Here is a 26,808-nt window from a genome sequence, read left to right as displayed (position 1 = left end):
TTAGGCATTGCTGAGAGCCTAATCATAGATGATTTATGTAATGATCACTCCTGAGCTTCTAAGTCGAAATTTTTTAAATAGTAGACAAAGACGGGCGCCACCGTTATATGGCTAGGGTTCAAAGGAAACTTTCGACCTGATATAAGGTAGATATTTTTATATCTATAAAGTAGAGTGGTACCACGAAAACTTTCGTCTCTGCAAATACAATGTTATGTGTTTGTAAAGCCGAGAGTTTTTTTATTTTCAAAAATCATTTAAAGATTAAAAATGTTAATTGTGTACGTTATTAATTCAGAATATTCAAATTATTCGAAAGGAGTAGAGAGATGAAAAGAACAATTATTGGGGAAATGGAAAAGGGTATGGATAATTTAATAAAATTAACAACATCTTTAAGGAGAAAAGAATTCTATATTAGTGAACTAGAAATAAAGGAATTTGATATAAGTAGTTCTATTAAAATAACTTTTGACGAAGCTAAGGGACATACTGCAGATAAGGCAGCCTTATATTTAAAAAAATACAGTTTGCTAAACAGTATTCAAATTAATTAAAAGTAGGTGAATTTCATGAATAGATCAGGCTCAAAAATAGTTTTACAATCCTTAAAGGATTTAGGGGTAGATACACTTTTTGGCTATCCTGGAGGAGCTGTAATTCCATTATACGATGCTTTATATGACGAGACGGATCATTTTAATCATATAAGAACGGCCCATGAACAAAGTGCCATTCATGGAGCTGATGCATATAGCCGTGCCACAGGAAAGGTAGGCGTTTGTATTGTTACTTCAGGTCCGGGAGCTACTAATGCTATAACGGGTATAGCTAATGCTTATTTAGATTCTGTACCTTTATTAGTCCTATCAGGTCAAGTTCCCTGTGCTTTACTGGGAAAGGATTCTTTCCAAGAAGTTGATGTGACAGGAATTACTATGGGTATAACTAAGAAAAATTATCTTGTTAGGGATATAGATGATTTAGAAAAGACCGTTAAGGAAGCTTTGTCCGTTGCCACAACTGGCCGTAAAGGACCTGTTTTAATCGATATTCCTAAGGACGTATTTTTAGCTAAAACAGAATATAAAAATCTAGAAGTGAATTTAGACATAGACAATCTAGTCTGTGATAATTGTAATAAGACTATAGATTTGTTAAAAAATGCTGAAAGACCTGTTATTATAGCTGGAGGAGGAATTAAGTCTGCTGGTGCATCAAAGCTTTTAGTAGATTTAGCTGAGAAACTTCATATTCCAGTTTTAAATACCTTAATGGGTCTTGGTACTATAGATAGGAATCATGACCTGTCCTACGGTCTTGTGGGTATGCATGGTTCTAAAGAAGCTAATCTGGCAGTAAAAAATTGTGATTTACTTTTAGCCATAGGTATGAGATTTAGTGACAGGGTTATAGGAAATCCTAAGTTCTTTGCTCCAGATTCAAAGATAGTACACTTTGAAATAGACAGTACCGAATTAGATAAGAACTTAGACACTTATCTTCATGTGACAGGAGATTTAAAAGTAAATTTAGAGCATATTTATAATAATGTGGATAAACAATATGATACGAGTTGGGCAGACAAGGTATCTACTTTTAAAAGTTCTAGACAAAAACTAGAGGAATTTAATGCAAAACTTATTATAGATAGTTTAAATAAACAATACGAAGATGCCTTTATAGTAACGGATGTAGGTCAGCATCAAATATGGACTGCTCAGCATTGGAGTTTTAAACGTGATGATTCATTTATTACAAGTGGAGGCCTTGGAACTATGGGATTTGGTATAGGAGCTGCCATAGGTACTCAAGTTGGTAATCCCAATGATACTGTAATATTATTCACTGGTGATGGAAGTTTTAGAATGTGTGCTCAAGAACTTTTAACTATAAGTAAATATAATCTCCCTGTAAAGATTATATTATTCAACAACCATAGCTTAGGCATGGTGCGGCAATGGCAAGACCTATTCCAGGACAAAAAGTTCTCAGAAACTACCCTATATGATCATGTTGATTATATTAAACTATGTGATGCCTTTGGCATAAAAGCATATAAGACTGAAAACAATAATGAACTTCAAGAGGTTCTAGAAGCCAACAAGGATTTCAATGGACCTATATTAATAGAATGTGTAATTGATAACAATCAATTTGCTTATCCAATAATACCTCCAGGTCAATCAGTAGACCACATTATGGAGGGATAAAAAAGTTTGCCCTCCTAGGAAGTAATGGCTTCCTTAGGAATTCTACAAACCCCGTGGTTCATGAGGAAGGATAATAAATTCCTTAGGTTATCCTTCCTCAATTAACCACATTATCTTTCCTAATTTTTTGTTCATAAGCACTTACTTCCATCTCTACTTGAACAATACTGCGAAATCTTTAATATATTTAACAATAATCCTAGGTACTAACTAACCTCTAAGTTAATCTTTAAAGCACAATAAAAAAACACCTAGATTAATCCACGTGCTTTTGATCTATGATACTCAAATTAGATTGTGTTACATAATTAAGCTTTTAATTTATCACGAGCTTTATATGTTAGGCTGTATCTTTATATATTAATCAGTTAAGGTTACTTTTGATTTTGGCTTGATAATATTGATCTAATACTTTATCAAGCATTTGACTTACATGTATTACTTCGGAAGCTAAAAGGTTTTCTTCTTTATCAATTAATTCATGCATCTTATCTCTTAAGTCTGTTACTTTCATTTGAATTTTTTGTAGATCACTCATACTTTTTTCCTTTCCTTAACTGTTTCAGTTAAACGTTCTACCAATTTTTACTGCCAAGAATTATTATACTATTATTTGTATTTTTTTTCATGTGATTTTTTGAAAAAAATTATACTTTTTTGTAAGTTTTAACAATCTATATACAATTGTAATTTTATTGCATACAAATTACATATATCGACATTTTTTATTCTCTTTATAATGTATACTTTAAATGAATAAAAATACCTAAAAGACTCTGGAATTATTTACACAATATTATAACATTGGTAGGAAAATTCTAAGTGGGTATTGGGATATATTAATATGGTATTACAAACACTGCTTATTAATTTAGTATATCTTTTGGGGAGGTTTTGATAATGTGTGATGAATTAAATGATATAGAGACAGAATTAAAGATGTTCTGTATTAAGCTTATTAGTATGTTCGATGAACTTAAAGAAAAAGGCTTATTAAGTGAGGAAGAGTATTTAAAGCATGTAATCTTAAAGAAGAAGTTCCTGGAAGGTAAATTGTAATTTGATAGAACAAAAGTAACATACACCATTGGGTTATTTTCCTGTGGTTTTTTTATTTGTCATACTTTATTACTGAAAAGTGATAAAATAATATCCCATTTTATATTTTAATAGAAAACAGGATGAGAGCATTTAAACTTGAGAGAGTCTATGGTCTATAATAAAATACTAGTAACCTAGCTTCCATGATTTATTAAGTTGCTTTATAATATTTATAGAGATATTTTAATGTATATAATTTATCTCTATACCATACTTAGGGAGGTATTTATGGAAATATTAAATGTAGGATTAATAGGTTTTGGTACAGGTGGTAGAGTGTTTCACGCACCTATTATAACTAGTATAGATGGTTTTAATCTAAAATCTGTTTATACGAGAAGTGAAGCTAATAAAGAAGTATTATCTAAATATTATCCAAATTCTAATCACGCAGATGATATGGATATGATTTTTAATGATAAGGACATAGATTTAATAGTGGTGGCTACTCCTAATAATTCCCACTATGAGTTAGCTAAAAAAGCTTTATTACAGGGTAAGCATGTGGTAGTGGAAAAACCCTTTACTGTACATACATGGCAAGCTGATGAATTAATTTCTTTAGCTAAAGAAAAAAATAGAGTATTAACTGTTCATCAAAACAGAAGATGGGATAGTGGATATAAGACTGTAAAGAAGGTAATAGAAAGTAACATGCTAGGTGACTTGGTAGAATATGAGGCACACTTTGATCGCTTTAGAAATTATATAAAAGAGGGCTCTTGGAAAGAGATAGATTCTCCTGGAAATGGTATGCTATATGACTTAGGAATCCATTTAATAGACCAGGCTCTCCATCTATTTGGTCTTCCTAAAAGTGTATTCTCACATTTAAGATCACAAAGAAAGAATAGTAATGTTACAGATAACTTTGAAATAATCCTATTCTATGATAAAATGAAAGTAACTCTAAAATCTTCCATGCTCGTGAGAGAAGATTTACCTCGATATATACTATTAGGTAATAATGGCTCCTTTGTTAAATATGGGATAGATGTTCAAGAAGAAAATTTAAAATCCTTTAAATTTCCTAATGACGACCCTAATTGGGGTGCTGAACCAGAATCCATATGGGGAACTATTAATACAGAATCAAATGGTATCCATGTTAGAGGAACTGTAACGAGCGAGAATGGTGATTATAGACAATACTATAGAGACGTATATGAATCTATAGTAGAGGGCAGAGAACCTAAAGTAAGAGCTCAAGAGGCTAGAGATGCCTTAAGGGTTATAGAACTTGCCTTTGAAAGCAATGAAAAGAAATGTATAGTTCATTGGAACTAAACTAATATTGCTATATACCACTCTTTATAAATATATTAAAACGGGCTGAGGGGAATCTTATAAAAGATTCCCCCCATTTTTTTATATTTATTTAATTAGCTCGTGCTAAAAATTTACTAAACTACTCTTTTATTTTCTTTATTCTTTCTACCTACTATAGCCTCATCGTTCTTAAGTGCTTTCACTAAACTCATCATACCACCTATCATGATGAATATGAATGGGAATGCAGCTGCTATAGATGCAGTTTGTAACATTCCAAGTCCACCAGAAATCATTAAAGCTAAAGCTAGGGCAGATTGAATAATTCCCCAGATTACTTTTCTTTGAGTTGTTGGGTTTAAGTCTCCATTAGAAGACATCATACCTAATACGAATGTAGCTGAATCTGCAGAAGTAACAAAGAATGTACATAATAAGATTATAGCTACTAAGGATATAATACTTCCCATTGGATAATGGCTCATTACTACGAAGAACGCTGTAGAAGTAGATTTAATAGCTTCATTAGCTACTTCAACTCCTAAGTCTAATCCCATAGTACCAAATACTGAGAACCATAAGAAAGATCCTAATGCTGGAACTAATAATACTCCAGAAACGAATTCTTTAATAGTTCTACCTCTAGATATTCTTGCAATGAATGTTCCAACAAATGGTGCCCAAGCAATCCACCAAGCCCAGTAGAATACTGTCCATCCACCAAACCATGAATTGTCTCTAAAAGCTTCCATCTGGAAACTATCTCTTATGAAGTTACCTAAGTATAGACCTATACCATTAGTAAAGGCGTTTATAATCATCATAGTAGGTCCTATTACTAAAGCAAGTATTGTTAATATACCAGCCAATGAAAGGTTAGCATTAGATAATATTTTTATACCCTTATCAAGACCTGTTACAGCAGATATCATAAATAACACTGTTACTACTGTAACGATTATGATCTGTACTAAGGCGTTTTCTGGAATTCCAAATAAGTAGTTAAGTCCACTGTTTATTTGTAGTGTTCCTAATCCTAATGAAGTGGCAACACCTGCAACAGTAGCAAATATACCTAGTATATCTATTGTTTTACCAATAGGTCCTTCCACACCTTTTTCTCCAATAAGTGGAATAAATATTGAACTTATAAGACCTGGCTTATTCTTTCTAAATTGGAAATATGCTAATGCAAGGGCTAATACTGTATAGTTTGCCCAAGGGTGAAGACCCCAGTGGAAGAAAGATTTCTTTATGGCAAAGTCAGCAGCAGCTGCTGTACCTGCTTCTATACCAAATGGTGCTGCGAAATGATTAAGTGGTTCTGCTACTCCCCAGAATACTAGTCCGATCCCCATACCGGCACTAAATAACATGGCAAACCATGATACATATGAATATTCTGGTTTTGAATCGTCTGGACCCAGTTTAATATCCCCATATTTACTAAACCCAATCCATATAGCAAATACAACAAATGAAAACATTGAAATCATATAAAACCAACCAAAATTTCCTACAAGAAAGTTAAATGCTCCCTTAGCGGCCATTTCAAAGTTGCTTGGGGCAAATATTCCCCAAGCAACTATTAAAATAGTCACTATAACTGATATAACAAAGACCTTATTATCTTTTTTATTCACGTATAGTGTCCTCCTTTATATTTTTACTTTAAATACAGTTTGCTCTTCTATTTCTGTTTCTAAAGCTTCAAGTGCTACACCAACTCTGTGATATCTAAGCTTCCATTGTTGTTCCTTAGAAGTTGAAGGATCTCCCAATGGATATGGTATAGATATTGTCGGAACCATTCTATTAGCTCCTACAGTTTTTGCAACTGGAATTAAGTTTGCCATTTGAACAATTGTAAATCCAGCCTTTTCAATTTCTTTTACCATCGTTGCACCGCAACGAGTACAAGTACCTCATGTAGATGTCATGATAACTGCATCAACGTTAGCAGCTTTTAAGTCTTCAACGATTTCTCTTGCCATTCTAGCTGCTTCAGCTTCCGTAGTACCTGTTCCAACAGTAGTATAGAAATAGTTGTGAATGCTTCCTATTCTACCTTCTTTTTCGTATGCACGAAGTGCATCAAGAGGAACAATTACATCAGGATCTGCATCTGCTGCTGCTGGGTCAAAACCTGCATGGATAGTCTTATATGACTTGTACTCAGTATCTACTGTACACTCTTTGTCCTTAGATGGAAGAGTCTCAAGATTACTAATGTCATATTTACCCCATCTTGTTGCTGAAGCTGATTGAACTCTGTCTGGATTTTCAACAGGAACTATACCACCAGTAGTAGCAAAAGCAATTTTTGCCTTTGATAAGTCCTTAATTGCAGGTGCAATAGGAACTAGATCTTGCTCTGGTATTGGAAGTTCTGTTTGGAATTCTTCTCCATTTATTTTCTTAAGTAACATGTCTATTACTCTATCTACTGCTGGTACTTCTGACTTTAACCATCTTTGATGTCTCTTACCTCTTACGAAGAATCCTTCCTCTTGCGCTGTTAATAATTCTTCTCCAAATAATAACTTCTTACCGAATTTAGCCATCTTTGTCATGTCTTTTCTCATGGCAGCGGCACTTTTACCACCTTCAAAGATGTATAAATCCTTCTTGAACATTTCAACTCCAGGGTTTTCATCGTTCATAGAAGTTACTACAGGTACTCCAAACGTTTCTTCTACTGCCTTACAGATGAATCCACACGCACTTCCATATCTTCCTGCTCTAAATGCTGGACCTGCAAAGAATATGTCAAACTCTAATCCGTTTAACATTCCTAGTATTCTCTCAATAGCTTCATCTTGGTTAGATCCCATAAAGTTATCTCCACAAATAATTGTGTGAGTTACTTCCACATCTTCACCTAGGGCTGCATTTAATGCTAATGCTGGACCAACTAGGTTTTCTCTTATTTCTGGTTCAAAATCTGCTTTATCTTCTCCTCCAATTCCTGCAAAGAATTGGTTTATATATAATATTGCCTTTTTCATCTGATCCTACACCTCCTTAATATTCTGACATAGTCTTAGTAGACCATCCTGTTACTCTATCACCACAGAACATAGCATTGTTTTCCATAACTATTGATCCATCTTCTTTTACTGAAGATCCTAACACTTCGTCAGTTGACCATCCACCTGATAAACCATCACGTGCTAAAGCTTCTAATTCACCAACTACAGTTTTCATTGGTGGTAATTTAATTAACTCAGATACGTTACCACAAGATACAATAGCATCTGCCTTAACATCTAATGTTACTAATGGTTGAGACATTCCATCTCTACCTGTACACTCATTAGTTAATCCTACGGTCTTAACTCCTGCATCCTCTAATGCAACTACACAAGCTATAAAGTCTGCATCTGGATTTCCGTATCCTTCTTCAGCTACTATAGCACTATCAGCTCCTAAAGATTTTGCCATTTGAGCTACGAATAAAGCTGCTCTTTGCTTTTGCTCTAGAGCAACATTTAAGTTTGACATTATAACTCCTAAGAAGTTTAACGTTTTCCCATGTTCTGCATATAGTCTTCTAATCATTTGATAGTTTTGGAAGTCATAAGTTGACCATTTAGATGAACAAGGCATAAATGATCCAGAGATCATAGCTCCATCTAAAACTTCATTTGGATGCATGAATGTAGGTACCATTCTGTTGCAATCCCATCCATAGTTTAAGTCATTGTATCCTAACTCTTCCATTTGAGATTGAGGTTGAAGTACTAATACTACACTTGGTAGCTTGTTTACTTCTTCACTTCTCTTAGTAACAGGAGCTAATTCATAAGTATCTAATGTTTCAGGCTCCATGTCAGCTACACAGCTTCCTAAGTATTCAGATAATCTCATTCCAGCCCATCTAAGTGCATGGTTTTTCTTTTGTTGCTCACGCTTTTCAAATTCTTCGTCTGTATCAGCTACTAGACAAATATTTATAAATTGAGAGAATAAAGTGTACTTAGCACCTTCTCCAGACATATCTATAAGACCGTCTTGGAATCCTCCCCAATGCTTTCCTACAACTAATACACTACAATCCTTTAGGCAGTGAGTTCTACCGTTTCCAGCTTGCATTAAATCTCCAGTTACTCCAGGGAAAACTGGACCTCCACCTACTCTATGTCTTGGCTCAATAGCTTCCTTAACCGGCATTATACGAACTTCATCACCTGGCTTTACAATTACTAAGTCTGCTTCTGTTATATGCTCATCTTCAAATACTACCTTTAACGCTTCTTCTTTGTTTACTGTAAGTAGTCCATCTTTATAAGAAGTCTCTTCTCCAAATACGATGTCTTTTACATAAAAGTTTCCTAATTCTAACTTCAACTCAGGCACTCCCTTCTTGTTTAAATTATAACAATCACATTATATTTTATAATCGTAATCGCTTTTATAATCATGATTACTTTTGATATAATAATAACATAACTTTCAGAATTTTAGAAGTATAAAAATTTTTTTTATTAAATAAATTTTTAACTTATAATAGCTTATCCTAAAGTCTAATAGGTTATGATATAATATAAAGATAGGTTAATTTTAGGATAGTAGGAAATTCTTTTAATATAGAAAGGATATATTATGGATAACAAAAGTTTAAGAAAAAGGCGTATGATGGGATACTTTATTGAAGCAACCCATAAAATCATCGAAAATGAAGGCGTAGAAAATGTAACCATTAGAAAGGTAGCAGATTTGGCAGGATACAATAGTGCTACTTTGTATAATTATTTTAAGAACTTGAATCATCTAGTATTTTTTGCTTCTGTAAAATACTTAATGTACTATTCATTTAGTCTTCCAAGTTACTTAAAGGACAAAGCAAATTCAGTGGAGAAATTTTTTGGTGTATGGGAGTGTTTCTTATATTATTCTTATAATAACCCTAAAATATATCAAGCCATATTTTTCAATGAATTTAGTGGAGACTTAAATGCTACCATGAGAGAATACTACACTCTTTATCCAGAAGAATTAAGTAGTGATTTCGAAGATCTAATTCCTATGGTTACTGATGGTAATATCTATTCTAGAAATAAATTTATATTATATCCCTGTGTGGAAGATGGTTTCATTAATGAAGAAGATATGGACGGAATAAACGAAATGATACTTCTTATATATCAGGGTATGCTATCTAAAGTTATAAATGACAATACAACATACACAGTTCATGAGGCAGTAAAGAAAACTTTAGACTATATAAAAAGGGCTATGACATCTTATGTGAAAAAACCGTATAAATAATGATAAAGCATCAACAAATTATGTTGATGCTTATTTTTTACTTACTAGAAAATTATAACATTATCAAACCTGTGGGTAAGTAAAAAAATAAGGGGTTGTAGGGGAAGAATTCCCCTGCCTCTTTAAAGGAAGGTGCTCAGATTGCGATAGCAATTGTCGAAGGAAACCATAGGGTTTCCTAGCGAAGCATACAGAGTATGCATTTTTTACTTACTAGGAAATTATAATTTTAATATTTTTTACTTAAAGACTTGCCATAAATTGTTTATACTATATATATAAGAAGGAGGAGTTTTATGCCCATTAGAATTTTAATTGCTGAGGATGAGGAAAACATAAGAAATTTAGTTAAGCTTCATTTATCAAAAGAAGGATATGAAGTCATAGAAGCATCCAATGGTCGTGAAGCATTACTTAAGTTCAAAGACAATAATATAGATTTATTAATATTAGATATTATGATGCCAGAAATGGACGGATATAGAGTATTAGAAGAAGTGAGGGCAAGTAGCCAAATTCCAGTTATATTCTTAACTGCCCAAGGTGAAGAACGAAATAAAGTACTAGGACTAGGTTTAGGGGCCGATGATTATGTGGTTAAACCCTTTAGTGTTGTTGAACTCATATCTAGAGTACAGGCCCAATTAAGACGATACCTAAGATATTCGTCTAGGGTGAGTGCTAGGATCATATATAATGGGGACTTGACCTTAGATTTAGATTCCTATTCTATAAAAAAGGGAGATACGGTTTTAGATCTAAACCCTAAAGAACTAAAACTTTTAATGCTTTTTATGGAAAACCTAGGGAAGGTTTTTACTAAGAAACAGCTCTATGAAGAAGTGTGGGGAGACATGTACTTTGGGGATGATAATACTATTATGGTTCATATAAGTCATATTCGTGATAAAATCGAAGACAACCCAAAGAAACCTAAGTATCTACGTACTATTAGGGGTATAGGATATAGAATGGTCAAGTCCAATGGCTAAAAAGAATTTCTTCACAATCCATTCCCTTGCCACTAAATTCTTCTTAAATTATATATTATTATTTGTTATCCTCATTACCATATTATTCTCCACTGTGATCGGAAGTATATACTTAGTATTCAAGCAATACAGTATTCCTCTTATAACATCAGAGGAAGTATATGATAACGTTGAAAAGTACGGAATAGAAAAGGGCTTTTCAGAATCTAAACTACCTGATAGTGCTTATATAGAATTATTAAGTGAAAACTTAGTAGTAAAAGAACAGTATAATAGTATTCATAAGGTGGGATACCAATATTCCTATGAAGATTTCAGAGAGTTGGAGACTAGTGGTCAAGCTAGTAAGGATATATTTTACCCAGCTGATAAAAATATCATATTATTGACCGTTAATCCTAACTACGATGATATTAATTCTAAGTTTATAGTGAGTACATTTAAAAAATCGTTTTTTTTCTTAATTTTGAGCTATTTACTTGTATTTTTAATTTTTGCTAAAGTAACTTCCACTAGTATTATAAAACCTATAAAAAAGCTAGTTAAAGGTGTAGATGAGATTAGTAAAGGAAATTATAGGGTAAATATAGATTTCAAATCTAAAAATGAACTTCAGCTTTTAAAGAACTCCATTAATAATATGGCCCATAAAATAAACCAAGAGATTAGTTTAAGAGAAAAGTCTGAAGCCAATAGAAAAAGACTTATTCTAGATATTTCTCACGATTTAAAAACACCCCTTACTAATATTATCGGCTATGCAGATACCCTATATGAACAAAAGGATTGTAATAAAAAATATCTAGAGATTATAGTGTCTAATAGCAAAAAAGCTAATAATTTAATTCAGGATTTATTCGAGTTATCCCATATGGAAAGTGGTAACTATTCTATTGATCTGGAAGAAAGAGATATTTGTGAATTTATAAGACGAGTTTTAATAGACTTCATTCCTGAATTTGAAGAAAATAATATAGAATATGATTTTCACATACCTGATAATAGAATACTTTTACAGTTTAATCCTAATAAATTAGAACGAGCTATAAACAATTTAATAAACAATTCTATTAAATATGCTTATGAACATAATAGTATAACCTTAAAATTATTAGATTTTAAAGATAATATATCTATAATTATAGAAGACACTGGTCCTGGAATAGATGAATCTATTGCACAGGATATATTTGAACCCTTCGTAAGAAAGGATAGGTCTAGGAGTTCTCAAACTGGAGGTACAGGACTAGGTCTTTCCATAACAAGGGCCATTATAGAACTTCATGGTGGTACTATAACTTTAGACACTACCTATGATAAGGGATGCAGGTTTGCAATAGATCTGCCTAAAAAAGGCATACTCCGTATGCTTCGCTAAGGAACCCTATGGTTCCTTTCGACGATTACTAGCGTAATCTGAGCATCCTCCTTTAAAGAGGCAGGGGATGTTCCCCCACACCCCCTTGATTTTTTACTTATCTACAGTTTTGAAAATTTATAATTTCCTAGTAAGTAAAAAATAAATTACCTCCTGAATACACCCTAATAAGGTATTTTCAGGAGGTTTGTTTTAGAATTTAAATATATTATCTATAGCTAACTTCTTCCGTATGTCCAAAGCTTACATTGTTATCAGTTAATTTAACTGTATCTAACTCTACCTTAATTCCTAAGAAATCTGTTGGCTCACCTGGTAAGTCTTTAAGGTGTGGGAACTTAGTCATGATCGCACCAAATATTTTTCCCATTTCTTCTTCTGTTTCAGCTATGTATGCCTTTCCACTTGCTTTTAAGTACATCATTTTACTTAATTCTTCCATAGACTTTCCATCTTCATCAATAGAAATATATACATTAGGATTAGCTTTAATTTCCCCAACCTTGTCTGTAAACTTATGAGTTATAAAATATAGTGTAGATTCATCCTCTCCCATAGCATAGTCTACAGAACGAACCTTTGGCATTTGATTTTCATCTACAGTTGCAATACTCATTAAATTATGTTTCTTCATCACTTCTACTATTTTTTCTTTTGAGTTCATTTTAACTCCCCCTTATTTTAATAAATCATTAAATATATGGTCATGAAATACTTTAAAGTATTTATCACTCTTTTCTAATTTTGTATTCATTATAATACCTTCAAAGGTAGCTACTATGAAAGCCGCCTTACTCTCTGGAGACTCTATGTTCTCTTTTTTTAGTACATGTCCTATTCCATTTTCTAAAAATCTTAACCATTCTAACAATCTAATTCTAAAAGTTTCCTTCTCATCTGCTAGTTCAAGTATTAAATTACCTACAGGACATCCCTTTTTATAATCCATACTTCTTAACATATTGAAAAACATATTGAAGAATTCCTTTAGTCCATCTTTACTTTCATCTACACTAGAAAACATTGCTTTTGTTCTATTAATATGGAAATCTATTATACATAAAGCTAAATCTTCTTTACTTTTAAAGTAATGATAAAAGGATCCCTTAGGAATTTGAGCTACATCTAGTATTTTTTTTATTCCCACATTATGATATCCATATTCATGGATCAACTCTGCCCCTATTAAGATAATTTCTTCTTTTTTTCCACTCATATATACCACATCTCCATTTATTAGACCGGTCGTCTAGTAAGAATTTATCATAAGTATTAAAATTTGTCAAATATTATCTTTTAATCAAGTAGTGTTATACGGTATTATATAATTAGCATAATTATTTTTCATTAGAAAGGATGTTTATATGTCTAATAACATAAGAGTCGTTAGACCTCACCGCCTAATACCCGGTATGACATTAGCTCTTGATTTAGAATATAATGATACGGTCTTACTAAAAAAAGATGTGGTCCTTACTAGGAAATACATAGAAAAAATCCTAAAAATTGATGAGACCTTATCTGTTTTTATTAAAGGAGATTTTAAAGAAGATAAGAATATTCAAAATTTTATAGATGAATCTAGTAAAAATTTAAAAAATAAAGTACACGTATTAGAGAATATGTCTAATAACGTAAAAACTATTTTTAATGATTTTGAATTTCATAGTCCCCAAAGTATGACCCATTTAAAAAATGTTCAAAATGAAATAGCTAAAGAATTTACTGATTTTAGAAATACCTTAGTGAACATTATAGGAAGAGACCCTAATAATGAATATTTATATTCTCACTCTATTAATGTGGCTATTTTAAGTTATATGTTAGGAAAGTGGTTAGAGTTAGAAGATGATGAATTAAATAACCTATTATATGCTGCCTTACTTCATGACATTGGCAAAATTAAAATAGATCATACTGTTTTAAATAAAATTAATAAGCTTACTCAAAAAGAATATGAGTACATACAAAAACATGCCTTAATAGGATATGAAGTATTAAAGGATATACCCCATTTAGATAGATCTGTTTCCATGGGTGTTTTAATGCATCATGAAAGAATGGACGGCTCTGGTTATCCTCTTAAAATAACGGGAAATCAGATTCATAAGTTCGGTAGAATTATAGCCATAACGGATGCATTTAGTGCCATGAATACGGAACGTTCTTATAAAAAGAAATATTCTCCACTAAAGGCATTAGCTATAATGCATAAGGAGTCTTTACATAAATATGATTATACCTATTGGAATACCTTCTTAAATAATATGATAAATTATTATACAGGAGAAAGGGTGTTACTTAATACTAAAGAGGAAGGTAAAATTATTCAAGTGAATAAAAAACATCTATCTAAACCTCTTATAGTTTTAGATGATTCTCAAGTTATAGATTTAAGTAAAGATAAGGATAGATTTGTTGTAGACATAATAGATAGTGAATAAGGATAGCCATTTGGCTATCCTTAAGTTTCTTTTGAATTAAATATATATCCTACTCCTCTAATGGTCATTAAATTCTTAAAATCCTTCGATTTAGCTTCTAATTTTTGTCTTAATCTCATGACGTAAGTATTTACCGTATTTTCCGTATATATATCACTATCCCATACATTTTTTAATATTTGTTTCCTAGATAAAACCGTGTCTAAATTATTTAAAAAGAATATTAGTAAATTATATTCTGTATTAGAAAGATTAACTTCATTCCCATCTACGTATATTCGGTGGGAAGAAACTAATACTTTAAGAGTTCCTACTTCTATAGTCTTTTCTACTTTAGAATTACCACTTTCCTTAAAGGAATTATATCTTCTTATTTGGGCTTTCACTCTTGCTACTAATTCTAAAGGATCAAAGGGTTTGGTTACATAGTCATCGGCTCCAATACCAAGGCCTAATACTTTATCATATTGGGATGTTTTTGCACTTAAAAATATTATGGGAACATTATATTTTTTTCTAATCTCCCTACACACTTCCAGACCATTTATGTCATCCATATTTATATCTAAAATAATTGTCTGTATCTCATCATCCATAAGGGCTAGGGCATCCTTTCCAGAAAAACCTTCAATAACCTTTATATTATTTATTTTCATAAATTCTGAAATCATTCTTACAATATTTCTATCATCATCTACAACTAATATTCTATCCATCATATCATCCCTTTTAAATTCATTTGTCCTATATACCATTTTATATTAGGAGCTTGTCCTAATCAATCAATAAAGAGGAGAACTACTGTTTTTCCAAAGATTTCATTTCTATTCTTTCAATTATAACAATATTATAACAATTCCATATAAATATAATGAATTTTCTAAGTTTTCTAATACAACCTATTATAATGAATAACATAAACAGTCGACTGAATAATAAAATTATGGGAGGTATAAAATGGACAATACAAGAGCTAACACAAGAAATTCTGTAGATATTTTAAAATTTATATTCTTAAGTGCCATCGGAATTTTTATGTTTTTTATTCCTATTACAATAGGGGGCAAGAGTACTATTCCTCTAGATCATGTGGTTACAGGTATTAAAATCCTTTTAGGTTCCTTTACTAAATATTATGCTCTAGTAGTTATCATATTAGGAGGAATATATCCTTTTTATAAAAAAACGTGGAACAAAGATATGGTTACTACTATATTTTCATTGTTTAAAATAGTAGGAGTTTTCGTGGCCTTCTTAGCTATTACAAACACAGGTCCTGAGTGGTTATTCACAAAGGATATGGTACCATTTTTATATGATAAATTAGTAATATCTGTTGGACTAATAGTTCCTGTGGGTTCTGCTTTCTTAGCCTTTTTAGTTGGATATGGATTACTTGAGTTTATAGGAATTTTAATGCAACCTGTTATGAAACCTATATGGAAGACCCCTGGTAGATCTGCCATAGATGCAGTTGCATCCTTTGTAGGAAGTTATTCCATAGGCCTTTTAATAACTAATAGAGTATTTAAAGAAGGTAAGTATACTATAAAGGAAGCATCCATAATAGCTACAGGATTTTCCACAGTTTCAGCAACTTTTATGATTATCGTAGCTAAGACCTTAGGTCTTATGGATATGTGGAACTTTTATTTCTGGTCCACATTAGTTATAACTTTCATAGTAACAGCATTAACAGTTAGAATATATCCCCTTTCAAAGAAGGAAGATACTTATATAACAGAATCTGGAGATGGTGAAGTAAGATTAGAAGGAAACATCTTTGAAAATGCTTTAAATGAAGGTTTAACTGCTGCTTCTAAATCTGAATCCATTGGAAAAAACATTGTAGATAATTTAAAAGATGGATTTATCATGACTATGGGTATACTACCATCCATACTATCCATAGGGTTACTTGGATTAATATTAGCTAAATATACACCTATCTTTGATGTATTAGGTTATATTTTCTACCCAGTTACACTATTACTTAAAATTCCAGAGCCTATGTTAGTAGCTAAAGCATCAGCTGTTGAGATTGCAGAAATGTTTTTACCTGCATTAATTGCCAAATCTGCACCACTTATTTCTAAGTATGTAATTGGAGTAGTATCCGTTTCAGCTGTATTATTTTTCTCTGCATCTATTCCATGTATCATGTCTACAGAAATACCTATCTCCATTACGGAAATAATTATTGTTTGGATTGAAAGAACCATATTCACTTTAATTCTAGCAGCCCTTACAGCATTTATGTTCCTATAGTACATTAATACATTGTGTTAAAATAAGGATATGAAATTCATGTCCTTATTTTTATTTTTCATTTTAAAGGTGGTGTATCCATGTCCTTAAAGAAAAAGATTACTGTGTATATATGTAGCTTTACTGTAATTATGCTTATTATCCTATCTTCTGTCATATATTTTCGTTCTGAAAAAATGTTGAATAGTGAAGCTGAAACCCTCATGATGGCCCAACTAGATAGGGCACAAGAAAATATATACTTTCTTACAGAAATAAACAAAATAGAAGCAGAAGAACTATCTAAGGACTTTTTAGTTCAAGAGTTTTATAATAAAGAAGTTTCTCAGGAAACAGTCGAAGCCTATCTAGATAAAAAAATGAAGGCCATGAACACTAACTATCCATTCTATAAGGATTTATTCCTTTTAAATAAGGATGGAATAATTATAGCCACCTTAGTTGAATCTGCTAGAAGAATAGATTTATCTACAAGACCCTACTTTAAAAGGGCTAAAATTAGTGATAATACAGCCATTAGCGATATTCTCATAGCAAGATCAGATGGAGATAATATAGTAAATACATTAACTCCAGTATTCAATAGTAAGGGACAGGTTCAAGGCTATGCAGGAATAGCTGTAAAAGCTAAATATTTCTCCACATTTATTGAAAATTTCTCTTTAGGTGAAACAGGCTATTATATAGTCGTAGATTCTAATAATCTCATTCTATCCCACCCTGATACAAATAAAATATTTAAGAAATTTAAGTATTCCCATTTAATAGGTTCAAAGGAATATAAGGGACATCATATAGAAATAGATGGTGAAAGGGTTTTTATGATAGGAAAAACTATGGAGAGAAAAAACTGGAAGATAGTAGCTATTTTAAAGGATAAGGAAATCTATGAAAAGTCTATCCAATTGTCTGGTTATATTATTATGTTTGGTATTCTACTAATCTTAACTGCCATATTTCTAGGTAAATATTTATCTGACAAGATTTCCATGCCCATTGTGGCCATGACTAACTCCATGAATACATTAGTAGATGGAACTTCTTCCTTTAAATCCAATCTTCAAAACACTATAGATGATTTAAGAGAAGAAACTATTCCTCATAATTATACTAAGGAACCTAGTGAAATAGGCAATTTAAGAAACTCCCTATTAACTTTAAAGGGACACTTTTTAAAGGGGATATATAAATTTGAAAAGGAAAGTAAGATTCTCCAAAAAAGAGCTAATAATTTAATAAATGAAATAGATGAGACCCAAAGCCAAACCCTGGATTTCATTTCAAAATTATCCCACGATATTAGAACTCCTTTAACTTTAATTAAGGGGTATTCCAGGGGATTAGAGGATCATGTGGAACTTCCTAAGGAAGTTAGAAAGCAGTTTTTAAATGGCATAATAGACAATGTATCTAACATAGAAACTATAGTTCATGATGTACTAGATACATCTTACGAAGTATATAATACACCTTCTTTAAGAAGGAAAAGGGTAACCATAAGAGATTTCATAGACAATATTGAACTTGAGACAAAAATATTATTAGATAATCGATCAAGAAATCTAATCTTCATTAAGGATTCTTTTATTGAATCAAAGGATACCATATTTATAGATGATTCTAAAATGAAAAGAGTTTGGAGTAACCTCATAAGTAATGCCATAAAGTACACAAATGAAGGTGGTACCATAGTTCAATCCTTTAAAAGGATAAACAATCATATGACATGGATTATAGAAGATGATGGAACGGGCATAAAAAAAGAACACATGAAGAAAATATTCAATATGTTCTACAGGGCCAACACCATAGATAAAAAGGGGTATGGATTAGGCCTTTATATAACAAAATCCATATTAGATGCCCATGGATTCACTATCAAAGTTGAATCTGAGTATAATAAGGGAACTAAAATAATAGTTAATATACCGATTGATTAAGGGATGGTTAATTATAACCATCCCTTAATTTTATGATTTTATTCTTTTAATATTCTCATGGAATTCATTACAGCTAATGTGGACACACCCATATCGGCAAATATGGCTAACCACATGCTACCTAAATTCATAAATGTTAATACGAACACTAATAATTTTATACCTATAGACATACCTATATTCATATTTACTATTTCCTTAGTTCTCTTGGCTATTTTAATAGCTGTGGCCAGTTTAGATGGTTCATCATTCATTATTACCACATCGGCAGCTTCTATGGCCGCATCAGAACCAACACCACCCATGGCAACTCCCACGTTAGCTCTTGCCAATACAGGAGCATCATTTATACCATCACCTACGAAGGCTAAGCCTTTAATATTTTCATTATATAATTCTTCTACCTTTTCCACTTTATTTTGAGGTAAAAGTTCTGAATATACCCTATCAATATTTAAGTCTTTTCCTACTAAGTCAGCTACTTCTTTCTTATCACCAGTAAGCATGACTACTTTCTTTATATTATTGTCTTTAAGTTTTCTTATGGCCTCTTTAGAATCTTTCTTAACTTCATCCTTTATTATTATATAACCTGCGTATTTTCCATCTATGGCCGTATATACTATAGTTCCTACTTCTTTTACAGGACCACATTCTACTTTAAATTGCTCCATGAGTCTTTTATTACCACTGGCTACACTCACTCCATCTACTAGAGCCATAACACCTTTACCCGTCACATCTTTATATTCTTTAACTAGCTTTTTATCTATTGCCCCTTCATATTCCTTAATTATAGATAGGGCAATCGGATGGTTTGAGAAACTTTCAACGTAGGATGTATATTTTAATAATTCATCCTTTGAAGTCCCATTAACACCTACTATTTTATCTACCGTAAAGTTTCCCTTAGTTAAGGTTCCTGTCTTATCAAATACTACCGTATCTATTTCAGTCAATGCCTCTAGATAATTTCCACCCTTAACTAGAATACCATTTTTAGAAGAAGCTCCCAGTCCTGCAAAGTATCCCATTGGTACAGATATTACTAGGGCACAAGGACAAGAGATTACTAGGAATATAGCCGCCTTATAAATCCATGTATCAAAACTTTGACCTTCCATTAAAAGTGGTGGCAATAAAGCAGTCATAGTAGCAGCTATTATTATTACAGGAGTATAGTATTTAGCAAATTTAGTTATTCTCTTTTCTGTTTTGGCTTTTTTACCGCTGGCATTTTCAACTAAATCTAATATTTTAGACACGGCTGATTCTTTAAAATTTTTAGTAACTTTTATAGTAAGAACTCCATTTATGTTGATGAAACCACTTATGATTTCATCCCCTTTTGTTACATCTCTTAAGGCTGATTCTCCAGTTAAAGCTGCTGTATCTAAAGAAGATGATCCTTCTATTATTTCACCATCTAATGGTACTTTCTCCCCAGGTTTTACTACTATTATATCTCCCCTATTAACATCGTAAGGTGAAACTTTTTTCAAATCATCTCCCACTTGTAAATTTGCATAATCAGGTCTTATGTCCATAAGATCTGCTATGGATTTTCTAGAAGATTCTACTGCCCTTTCTTGGAAGTATTCTCCTACTTCATATAACAGTACAACCATTATAGCTTCTGGATATTCTCCTATGGCAAAGGCTGCCACTGTGGCTATAGTCATTAGGAAGTTTTCATCAAATAATTCTCCACGTAATATGTTTTTTACTGATTTTAATATGATGTCCTTTCCTATAGCAAAGTAACTTATTATGAATAGGGGTAAACTAAAAGGTTCTTCTTTAAAATATAATGCCCCTAAGAATACTAATATTCCTAAAGCCATTCTATAAAGGCGTGACTTATTTGAAGTATCTTCTTCGATCTCCTTCTTATCTATATCTTTATTACTTGTATGATTTTTTTCTGTTACTATTGTTCCAGGCTCCACTTGGTCTACTATAATTTTTACTTCATCTACTATAGAATCCATATGTTTTTTACTACCTTCTATAGTTAACGTAGAAGTGGCAAAATTCATAATTACTCTGTTTACATTACTTAATTTCCCTGCTTTATCTTCTATCTTAGCTGCACAAGATCCACAGTGTAATCCCTTTACTAAAAATTCTTTTATCATATAATCGCTACTTATTGAAGCAGCTGTTTGTTTTACAGTATTATTTATTTCATTTTCTATATGCTCGTGTCCACAACAATGGTCATTGCCCTCATGTTCTTCATGGTCATTATGATGGACCTGGCCACAACACCCAACTTCCTTATGCTGATGGGATTCATCCTCATCTTCTTCACACTTAGTTTTAGTATTACATGTATCTACACCTTTATGTTCTTCATGATTTTTATGCTCATCATGTCCATGACAACAACATCCTTGATTATGTGTATGTTTTTCATTCATTTTCAAAACCTCCCTATGTGGCTTTATTATATTTATTTTTATAACATGTGAACAATTGCTCATATGTTAATTTAATGATACACCCTTTTTATCATATAGTCAATAAAAAAAGTGCCTTTTATTGAAAGACACCTTCTTTTATAATTTATTTAGATTTCTTTTTAATTCTAGCAGGAGTAAGAACTGTAATCATTACCAATATTAAAGTAAGGATATTTACTATATTCACCACATACTCCTTATAAGAATTTATAATGACCAGTTCCTTGTTATCTTTAGAATAAATCAATTTTACGTTCTCACCTACACCGTATAGGCTATTATACTGAAACTTTCCTTTAAATATTCTGGCCACATTATTTTCATCTACAAATTTTATAAGTGGAGCCCTTTTTATATAAGTTTCATCTCCCATGAAATTAACCTTATCTTCAAAACCTATAATTTCCCCTACAGTATTTACAGTATCTTGTCCTATTATTATGTAAGTAATATCCATCAAGTTTATATTAATACTCAATAATGCTACCCAAACTATAATTCCGAAACTGATTATAGATACATGTCTATTAAGTTCCTTTCTCATATAAGCCCCCCACAATATAATCTCCTAATTTCATTTTACCACTTACTTTAAAATACAGCCCGATTTATATTTTACCATTTTATGGATGAGAATAGTTATGTAAATAGATCTTATTTACAATTTTCTTCCTTTCCTTTTATAATTCCTTTTACTATGATAATATTTAGTTTGTTGTACAATAAAATTTTGCCTTCTAAAGAACATAAATATTAAGAAAATCATAAGGCCTAAAATGGTTAACAAAATGTTAAAATTAATCATAAATAAAGACGGTTAGTTAGTAGTTCTTATAAAAACTTTTATGTTAAAAACACATGGATAGTATGAAACTATCTAATAAGGTGAAACTTAATTCAAATGGAGTTTTTATTCCACCTGAATTTTAACTGAACCAATCCAGGGACTTTACAATTCTTTACTCTCACTTGCAAAAGAGAGAATATTAGAATTATTAGTCATCGTATAAGGTGCAACTTAAAGGAGTGTGTATTATGGAAAATGAACTTATACTAGTTGTTGATGATGAAAAAGAAATTAGAGACCTAGTTAGTATATATCTCAAAGGAGAAGGTTACGATACTGTCTTAGCTTCTGATGGTCAACAAGCTTTAGATATACTTAATAATTCAAAGATAGATCTTATAATATTAGATGTGATGATGCCTAATATGGACGGAATATCTGCATGTATAGAAATTAGAAAAAGTAAGAATATACCTATAATAATCTTATCTGCCAAAGGCGATGACACGGATAAAATATTAGGATTAACTATTGGAGCTGACGATTATATGACTAAGCCCTTTAATCCATTAGAGTTAATGGCTCGTGTAAAATCCCAACTAAGGAGATATAAACAATTCAATTCTAAATATATGGAAAATGATTTAATAGAAATAGATGATTTATCAATAAACACAAGTACCCATGAAGTTACTGTAAAAGGTGAAAAAGTAAAATTAACACCTAGAGAATTTAATATTTTAAAATTATTAGCTGAAAATAAGGGAGTAGTCTTTAGTATAGAAAAAATATATGAATCCGTATGGGGAGAAAGTTTTTTCGAATCGGATAATACAGTAATGGTTCATATAAGAAAGATTCGTGAAAAGATTGAGGAAAATCCTAGAAGTCCAAGGTATTTAAAGACTATATGGGGAGTAGGCTACAAAGTTGAAGGATAAAAAAAATACTCTAGCCTCCTCCTTAGTAAATAAGTATAATTCTACTACAAAAAATTTCAAATCATACTTAAGACTACAATTGTTAGCCATAACAGGCATATGCATAATAATGTCCATTATTTCAGTTGCATTTACAGTTAAAGTTCTTAAGTATAATGACTTTGGTAGAATTACTTATATTGACTATACAAATAGTATGAACTATATAGATAGGCTATCTACAAATGTTTCTTCTGAATTAGCAAATAGTAATTTTTCTTTAGAAAATAAAATAGGTATAGAAGAAATAATTAATAAATATAATATGAACTATAACTTAAATATTATGATTACAGATTTAGATGGAAACATTTTGATGTCTGTTGGAGATAATCCTTCTATAAAAGTAGACATACACAAATTAATACGAGATATACTTCATTCTAGGATAGATACTTCATTGTATCAACGAAAAGTATTTTATACCTTCTACCCCATCAATTTTAAAGATGAAAAAACTTATTTAATAGTAAGTTCCATACCAACTCCCGAAGTTAAATATAAGTATTCTGAAAATATATTAGGTGCAGGACTTTTAGTAGGTATTATTACATTTATAACTCTATTTTTATTTTTGACTAAAAAGGCCGTATCCTATGTAGAAGAAATATCTAGTGGTCTTATAGAAATAGCAAAAGGAGATTTAGATTATAAAGTTCCTGTAAGGGGAGGTAATGAACTAGCCCTCCTTGCCCAAAATATAAACCATATGGAATCAGAACTAAAAATAAAAATAGCAAAGGAAAGAGAAGCGGAAATAACTAAGAACCAGTTAATCACAAATGTATCTCACGATTTACGTACTCCACTGACTTCTATTATAGGTTACTTGAACTTAGTTAAAGATGGCAAATATTCAAATGAAGAAGAATTAAAGGAATATTCAACTATTGCCTTTAACAGGGCTGAAAAATTAAAAGTATTAATAGATGATTTATTTGAATATACAAAATTGAACAATAAGGGAATTGTCCTTAATGAATCTCCCATAAGATTAAATGGTATGCTAAAACAATTAGTTGATGAGATGATTGTTATGGCAGATAATAATAATGTGACTTTAAATTTACTTGTTCCAAATGAGCCTGTTATAGTGAAACTAGATGGAGATAAAATGGTTAGAGTTTTTGAAAATCTCATATCCAATAGTATAAAATACAGTATCAAACCTAGTATAGTCCATATAAAATTATATAATGATATGAACCATGTTCTTTTATCTGTCACTAACAAAGCAGATACTATTGATTCTAATGAACTAACTAAAATTTTTGATAGATTCTATAGGTTAGAAAAATCCCGAAATAGCTCTAAAGGTGGTAGCGGCTTAGGTCTTAGTATATGTAAAAGCATAGTGGAGCTACACGGTGGAACTATCTGGGCCGAATCTAAAAATGAATATGTAACCTTTAATATAAAACTACCAAAAGGCAGAGATTAGTTCTCTGCCTTTTAGGCATATGAAAATAAATAACAAGTCAAAGATGCGACGTATATTTTTCAAAATGCCAAGAGTTGGGCTCTGCTGATAGTAGACCCTATCAGTAGGTTCCAAGGATGAAGCAGTTTGTAAAATAGACGAGTATACTGACTAGTTATTTATTTGAATATGCCTTATTCACACAATGGATTTATAAGCTCATATTTGTCTCCCATGTTTTTCTCTCCCCATTCACACATGGCTTCTAGTATGGGCATTAAGGTCTTTCCCTTTTCTGTTAAGCTGTATTCCACTCTAGGAGGTACCTCTGGATATACTTTTCTCTGAACTAAACCATTATCTTCTAGCTCCCTCAATTGATTAGTCAAGGTTTTATGAGACACATTACAAATGAAAGATTTTAGTTCTCCAAATCTTTTTGTCCCTTCTTCTCCTAGGACATATAAAATTATGGCCTTATATTTTCCACCCATTATATCTACAGTGACTTCCATCTCACAAACTACCTTTTTTTTCATGAAAAACCTCCTCCATAGTTACCTTTTAGTTACTATGTTCATAAAAAGTGCATACTTAACAAACACTCCTTATGTCTATTATAATGTAAACATCTCAAAAATGAAAATAATATGAATTGAATATATAGGAGGATTTCAAAATGAAAAAATTAGTTGTTATTACAGGAGCAAGTTCAGGAATTGGAAGAGCTACAGCCATTAAGTTCTCAGAAGCAGGCCATCCAGTATTATTATTAGCTAGAAGATTAGAAAGACTAGAAGAATTAAATTTACCAAATTCCATGTGTAGAAGAGTGGACGTAACAGATATAGAATCTTTTAAGTCTGCTATTAATGAAGCTGAAGAAAAATTCGGATCAGTAGATTGTATTGTAAATAATGCAGGAGTAATGTTACTTGGAAATATACAAACTCAAGATCCTATTGAGTGGAAGAAAATGTTAGATGTTAATGTATTAGGTGTATTAAACGGAATTAAGTGTGTACTTGATTCTATGATTAAGAGAAACGAAGGAACTATTGTAAATATAAGTTCAATTGCAGGAAGAAAGTCTTTCGCAGATCATGCAGCTTATTGCGCTACAAAATTTGGGGTTCATGGATTAACTGAAACTATCAGAGAAGAAATAGCTCCATATAATGTTAGAATGACTACCATTGCACCAGGTGTTGTGGAAACTGAGTTATTAAGCCACACTACTAGTGATACAATTAAAGGTGGATATGAAGATTGGAAAAAGACTATTGAAGGTGGAATATTTCCAGAAGACATAGCTAATGCCATATTCTATGCTTACTCTCAACCTCAAACAGTTTGTATCCGTGAAATTGTCTTAGCTAAAACTCAGCAGGGAGCATAAATAAATAAAGCCGATTGAGTCAATATCCTAAAATAGACTCAATCGGCTCTTTTTATTTAGATTCCATCAATACAAATATAATATACCTCTAATTTATATACATTCCATTTGTATTGAATTATATAGACATATTAACTTAATCCTATTACCAACCCCTCAAAGAATAAAGCTATAGATACTGCTCCTGGGTCCTTATAGCCTAGGCTCTTTTCTCTAAGATTTTTAGTCCTACCATATTTAGCTACTAAATTAATTGTGCTGTCAGCTCCATTTTGGGCTGCTTTAGCGCCTCTCTCAAGGGCGTTAAATACAGATTCTTCTTCCTTTAATATGGCTTCTACGGCTGGGATTAAGCTATCCATCATAGTCTTATCTCCGACCTTTACTCTTAATATGTGATTCAACTCATCTAATCCACATTGAAATAGCTTCTTCGTATCATCTAAATTGAGTTCCTCCTTTTTACCTGCCCCTTTAGAAAATCCTAAAAAAAGTGATGCCCAAAGGGGCCCTGCTGAACCACTACGCACCCCCATTATGTTCCATCCTATTTGTTCAAATAGATCAGAGTAGTATTTAATATCCTCTTTACTAGTTTCTTCTATAGCCTTCACTATCTTACCTATAGTAACTCCATAATCTCCATCCCCTGTGGCAGAATCTAATTGGTATAAATAATCTACATTTTCTTTTAACACTTCACAAGAATTAGATAGGGCTTTTTTAAACTCATGTATATTCATATTTACCCTCCTTTTGCTTTTCTAGTTTTCTTATATTTATTTTTCCAATTAAATAAGCTTTGTACACTTATATATATGATTAAATGTACAAAGCTTATGTTAAATTTCTTATTTACCAATCACAGATTTTCAATTTTT

The 26,808-nt window shown here is 31.6% G+C and carries 24 protein-coding genes and 1 other annotated feature (1 of these 25 cut by a window edge); of the genes, 13 read left to right on the top strand and 11 right to left on the bottom strand.

Translation table 11 applies throughout. The annotated features are described in order from the left end of the window. Positions 1-203: a binding site (T-box leader), on the top strand; it begins 50 nt to the left of the window's first position. Between the two features lie 126 nt (positions 204-329). Then, positions 330-557: a hypothetical protein gene (locus CCE28_RS07715; RefSeq protein ID WP_095132644.1), complete on the top strand. Its 228-nt coding sequence runs from the start codon at positions 330-332 to the stop codon at positions 555-557. A gap of 15 nt (positions 558-572) precedes the next feature. After that, positions 573-2,213 (top strand): biosynthetic-type acetolactate synthase large subunit, encoded by a 1,641-nt coding sequence (ilvB, locus tag CCE28_RS07710; protein WP_095132642.1) that lies wholly within the window; start codon positions 573-575, stop codon positions 2,211-2,213. Positions 2,214-2,577: 364 nt separating this feature from the next. Here ilvB and CCE28_RS07705 read toward each other — a convergent pair whose 3' ends face one another. Next, the gene (locus tag CCE28_RS07705) at positions 2,578-2,751 is read right to left on the bottom strand and encodes an aspartyl-phosphate phosphatase Spo0E family protein (RefSeq protein WP_095132640.1); all 174 of its coding nucleotides are present in this window, start codon (positions 2,749-2,751) and stop codon (positions 2,578-2,580) included. A 362-nt stretch (positions 2,752-3,113) separates the two neighbouring features. Between CCE28_RS07705 and CCE28_RS22195 the strand changes: the two genes are divergently transcribed. Beyond that, complete coding sequence (locus tag CCE28_RS22195; RefSeq protein ID WP_176461718.1) at positions 3,114-3,272, top strand: hypothetical protein; 159 nt, start codon at positions 3,114-3,116, stop codon at positions 3,270-3,272. Positions 3,273-3,542: 270 nt separating this feature from the next. After that, the gene (locus tag CCE28_RS07700; protein WP_095132638.1) at positions 3,543-4,601 is read left to right on the top strand and encodes a Gfo/Idh/MocA family oxidoreductase; all 1,059 of its coding nucleotides are present in this window, start codon (positions 3,543-3,545) and stop codon (positions 4,599-4,601) included. A 116-nt stretch (positions 4,602-4,717) separates the two neighbouring features. On the opposite strand, the gene CCE28_RS07695 is transcribed toward CCE28_RS07700, so the two are convergent. The 3 genes from CCE28_RS07695 to CCE28_RS07685 are packed head-to-tail and all read right to left on the bottom strand — an operon-like array spanning position 4,718 to position 8,942. After that, entirely contained in the window at positions 4,718-6,226 is a 1,509-nt protein-coding gene (locus CCE28_RS07695; protein ID WP_095132636.1) for a glycine betaine uptake BCCT transporter, read from the bottom strand. 15 nt (positions 6,227-6,241) lie between these two features. Further along, positions 6,242-7,591 carry a betaine reductase selenoprotein B gene (gene grdH / locus CCE28_RS07690; protein ID WP_095132634.1) on the bottom strand — a complete coding sequence of 450 codons (1,350 nt, stop codon included), beginning with the start codon at positions 7,589-7,591 and terminating at the stop codon, positions 6,242-6,244. A 16-nt stretch (positions 7,592-7,607) separates the two neighbouring features. After that, positions 7,608-8,942, bottom strand: coding sequence for a glycine/sarcosine/betaine reductase component B subunit (locus tag CCE28_RS07685; RefSeq protein ID WP_334293511.1), 1,335 nt, complete (start codon positions 8,940-8,942; stop codon positions 7,608-7,610). Positions 8,943-9,188: 246 nt separating this feature from the next. Between CCE28_RS07685 and CCE28_RS07680 the strand changes: the two genes are divergently transcribed. From CCE28_RS07680 to CCE28_RS07670, 3 genes are all read left to right on the top strand, one after another. Further along, positions 9,189-9,854: a TetR/AcrR family transcriptional regulator gene (locus CCE28_RS07680; RefSeq protein ID WP_095132630.1), complete on the top strand. Its 666-nt coding sequence runs from the start codon at positions 9,189-9,191 to the stop codon at positions 9,852-9,854. Positions 9,855-10,150: 296 nt separating this feature from the next. Next, positions 10,151-10,846 (top strand): response regulator transcription factor, encoded by a 696-nt coding sequence (locus tag CCE28_RS07675; RefSeq protein ID WP_330396830.1) that lies wholly within the window; start codon positions 10,151-10,153, stop codon positions 10,844-10,846. Beyond that, positions 10,839-12,224: a sensor histidine kinase gene (locus CCE28_RS07670; protein WP_095132628.1), complete on the top strand. Its 1,386-nt coding sequence runs from the start codon at positions 10,839-10,841 to the stop codon at positions 12,222-12,224. The genes CCE28_RS07675 and CCE28_RS07670 overlap by 8 nt, the downstream gene beginning before the upstream one ends. A 208-nt stretch (positions 12,225-12,432) precedes the next feature. Here CCE28_RS07670 and CCE28_RS07665 read toward each other — a convergent pair whose 3' ends face one another. Next, entirely contained in the window at positions 12,433-12,888 is a 456-nt protein-coding gene (locus CCE28_RS07665; protein ID WP_095132626.1) for a pyridoxamine 5'-phosphate oxidase family protein, read from the bottom strand. Between the two features lie 12 nt (positions 12,889-12,900). Then, positions 12,901-13,440 carry a TetR/AcrR family transcriptional regulator gene (locus CCE28_RS07660; protein WP_095132624.1) on the bottom strand — a complete coding sequence of 180 codons (540 nt, stop codon included), beginning with the start codon at positions 13,438-13,440 and terminating at the stop codon, positions 12,901-12,903. A 148-nt stretch (positions 13,441-13,588) separates the two neighbouring features. Here CCE28_RS07660 and CCE28_RS07655 point away from each other — a divergent pair, with 148 nt between their 5' ends. Further along, entirely contained in the window at positions 13,589-14,668 is a 1,080-nt protein-coding gene (locus tag CCE28_RS07655) for an HD-GYP domain-containing protein (protein WP_095132622.1), read from the top strand. Positions 14,669-14,688: 20 nt separating this feature from the next. Here the strand turns inward: CCE28_RS07655 and CCE28_RS07650 are convergent, their stop codons facing one another. Next, the gene (locus CCE28_RS07650) at positions 14,689-15,423 is read right to left on the bottom strand and encodes a response regulator transcription factor (protein WP_095132620.1); all 735 of its coding nucleotides are present in this window, start codon (positions 15,421-15,423) and stop codon (positions 14,689-14,691) included. 202 nt (positions 15,424-15,625) lie between these two features. Between CCE28_RS07650 and CCE28_RS07645 the strand changes: the two genes are divergently transcribed. Further along, positions 15,626-16,936, top strand: coding sequence for a YjiH family protein (locus CCE28_RS07645; RefSeq protein ID WP_095132618.1), 1,311 nt, complete (start codon positions 15,626-15,628; stop codon positions 16,934-16,936). An 80-nt stretch (positions 16,937-17,016) separates the two neighbouring features. Further along, entirely contained in the window at positions 17,017-18,876 is a 1,860-nt protein-coding gene (locus CCE28_RS07640; RefSeq protein WP_095132616.1) for a sensor histidine kinase, read from the top strand. A 38-nt stretch (positions 18,877-18,914) separates the two neighbouring features. Here the strand turns inward: CCE28_RS07640 and CCE28_RS07635 are convergent, their stop codons facing one another. Together CCE28_RS07635 and CCE28_RS07630 are read right to left on the bottom strand one after the other, a co-directional pair. Continuing rightward, entirely contained in the window at positions 18,915-21,299 is a 2,385-nt protein-coding gene (locus CCE28_RS07635; RefSeq protein ID WP_242972930.1) for a heavy metal translocating P-type ATPase, read from the bottom strand. A 145-nt stretch (positions 21,300-21,444) separates the two neighbouring features. Continuing rightward, on the bottom strand, positions 21,445-21,885 hold the full coding sequence (locus CCE28_RS07630; protein ID WP_095132613.1) for a hypothetical protein: 441 nt from the start codon (positions 21,883-21,885) through the stop codon (positions 21,445-21,447). A 491-nt stretch (positions 21,886-22,376) separates the two neighbouring features. Between CCE28_RS07630 and CCE28_RS07625 the strand changes: the two genes are divergently transcribed. Together CCE28_RS07625 and CCE28_RS07620 are read left to right on the top strand one after the other, a co-directional pair. Then, on the top strand, positions 22,377-23,069 hold the full coding sequence (locus CCE28_RS07625; RefSeq protein WP_095132611.1) for a response regulator transcription factor: 693 nt from the start codon (positions 22,377-22,379) through the stop codon (positions 23,067-23,069). Further along, on the top strand, positions 23,059-24,549 hold the full coding sequence (locus tag CCE28_RS07620) for a sensor histidine kinase (protein ID WP_095132609.1): 1,491 nt from the start codon (positions 23,059-23,061) through the stop codon (positions 24,547-24,549). Before CCE28_RS07625 ends, CCE28_RS07620 begins: the two co-directional genes overlap by 11 nt. 173 nt (positions 24,550-24,722) lie before the next feature. Here CCE28_RS07620 and CCE28_RS07615 read toward each other — a convergent pair whose 3' ends face one another. Further along, complete coding sequence (locus CCE28_RS07615) at positions 24,723-25,067, bottom strand: winged helix-turn-helix transcriptional regulator (protein ID WP_095132607.1); 345 nt, start codon at positions 25,065-25,067, stop codon at positions 24,723-24,725. A 140-nt stretch (positions 25,068-25,207) separates the two neighbouring features. Between CCE28_RS07615 and CCE28_RS07610 the strand changes: the two genes are divergently transcribed. Further along, the gene (locus tag CCE28_RS07610) at positions 25,208-25,927 is read left to right on the top strand and encodes an SDR family oxidoreductase (protein WP_095132605.1); all 720 of its coding nucleotides are present in this window, start codon (positions 25,208-25,210) and stop codon (positions 25,925-25,927) included. Between the two features lie 131 nt (positions 25,928-26,058). On the opposite strand, the gene CCE28_RS07605 is transcribed toward CCE28_RS07610, so the two are convergent. After that, the gene (locus CCE28_RS07605; RefSeq protein ID WP_095132603.1) at positions 26,059-26,670 is read right to left on the bottom strand and encodes a dihydroxyacetone kinase subunit L; all 612 of its coding nucleotides are present in this window, start codon (positions 26,668-26,670) and stop codon (positions 26,059-26,061) included. Positions 26,671-26,808: the final 138 nt, after the last annotated feature.

This window comes from Anaeromicrobium sediminis, assembly GCF_002270055.1.
Classification (GTDB): Bacteria; Bacillota; Clostridia; order Peptostreptococcales; family Thermotaleaceae; genus Anaeromicrobium; species Anaeromicrobium sediminis.
Note: the sequence above shows the minus strand (reverse complement) of the source record. Positions and strands in the feature narration are given on the sequence as shown.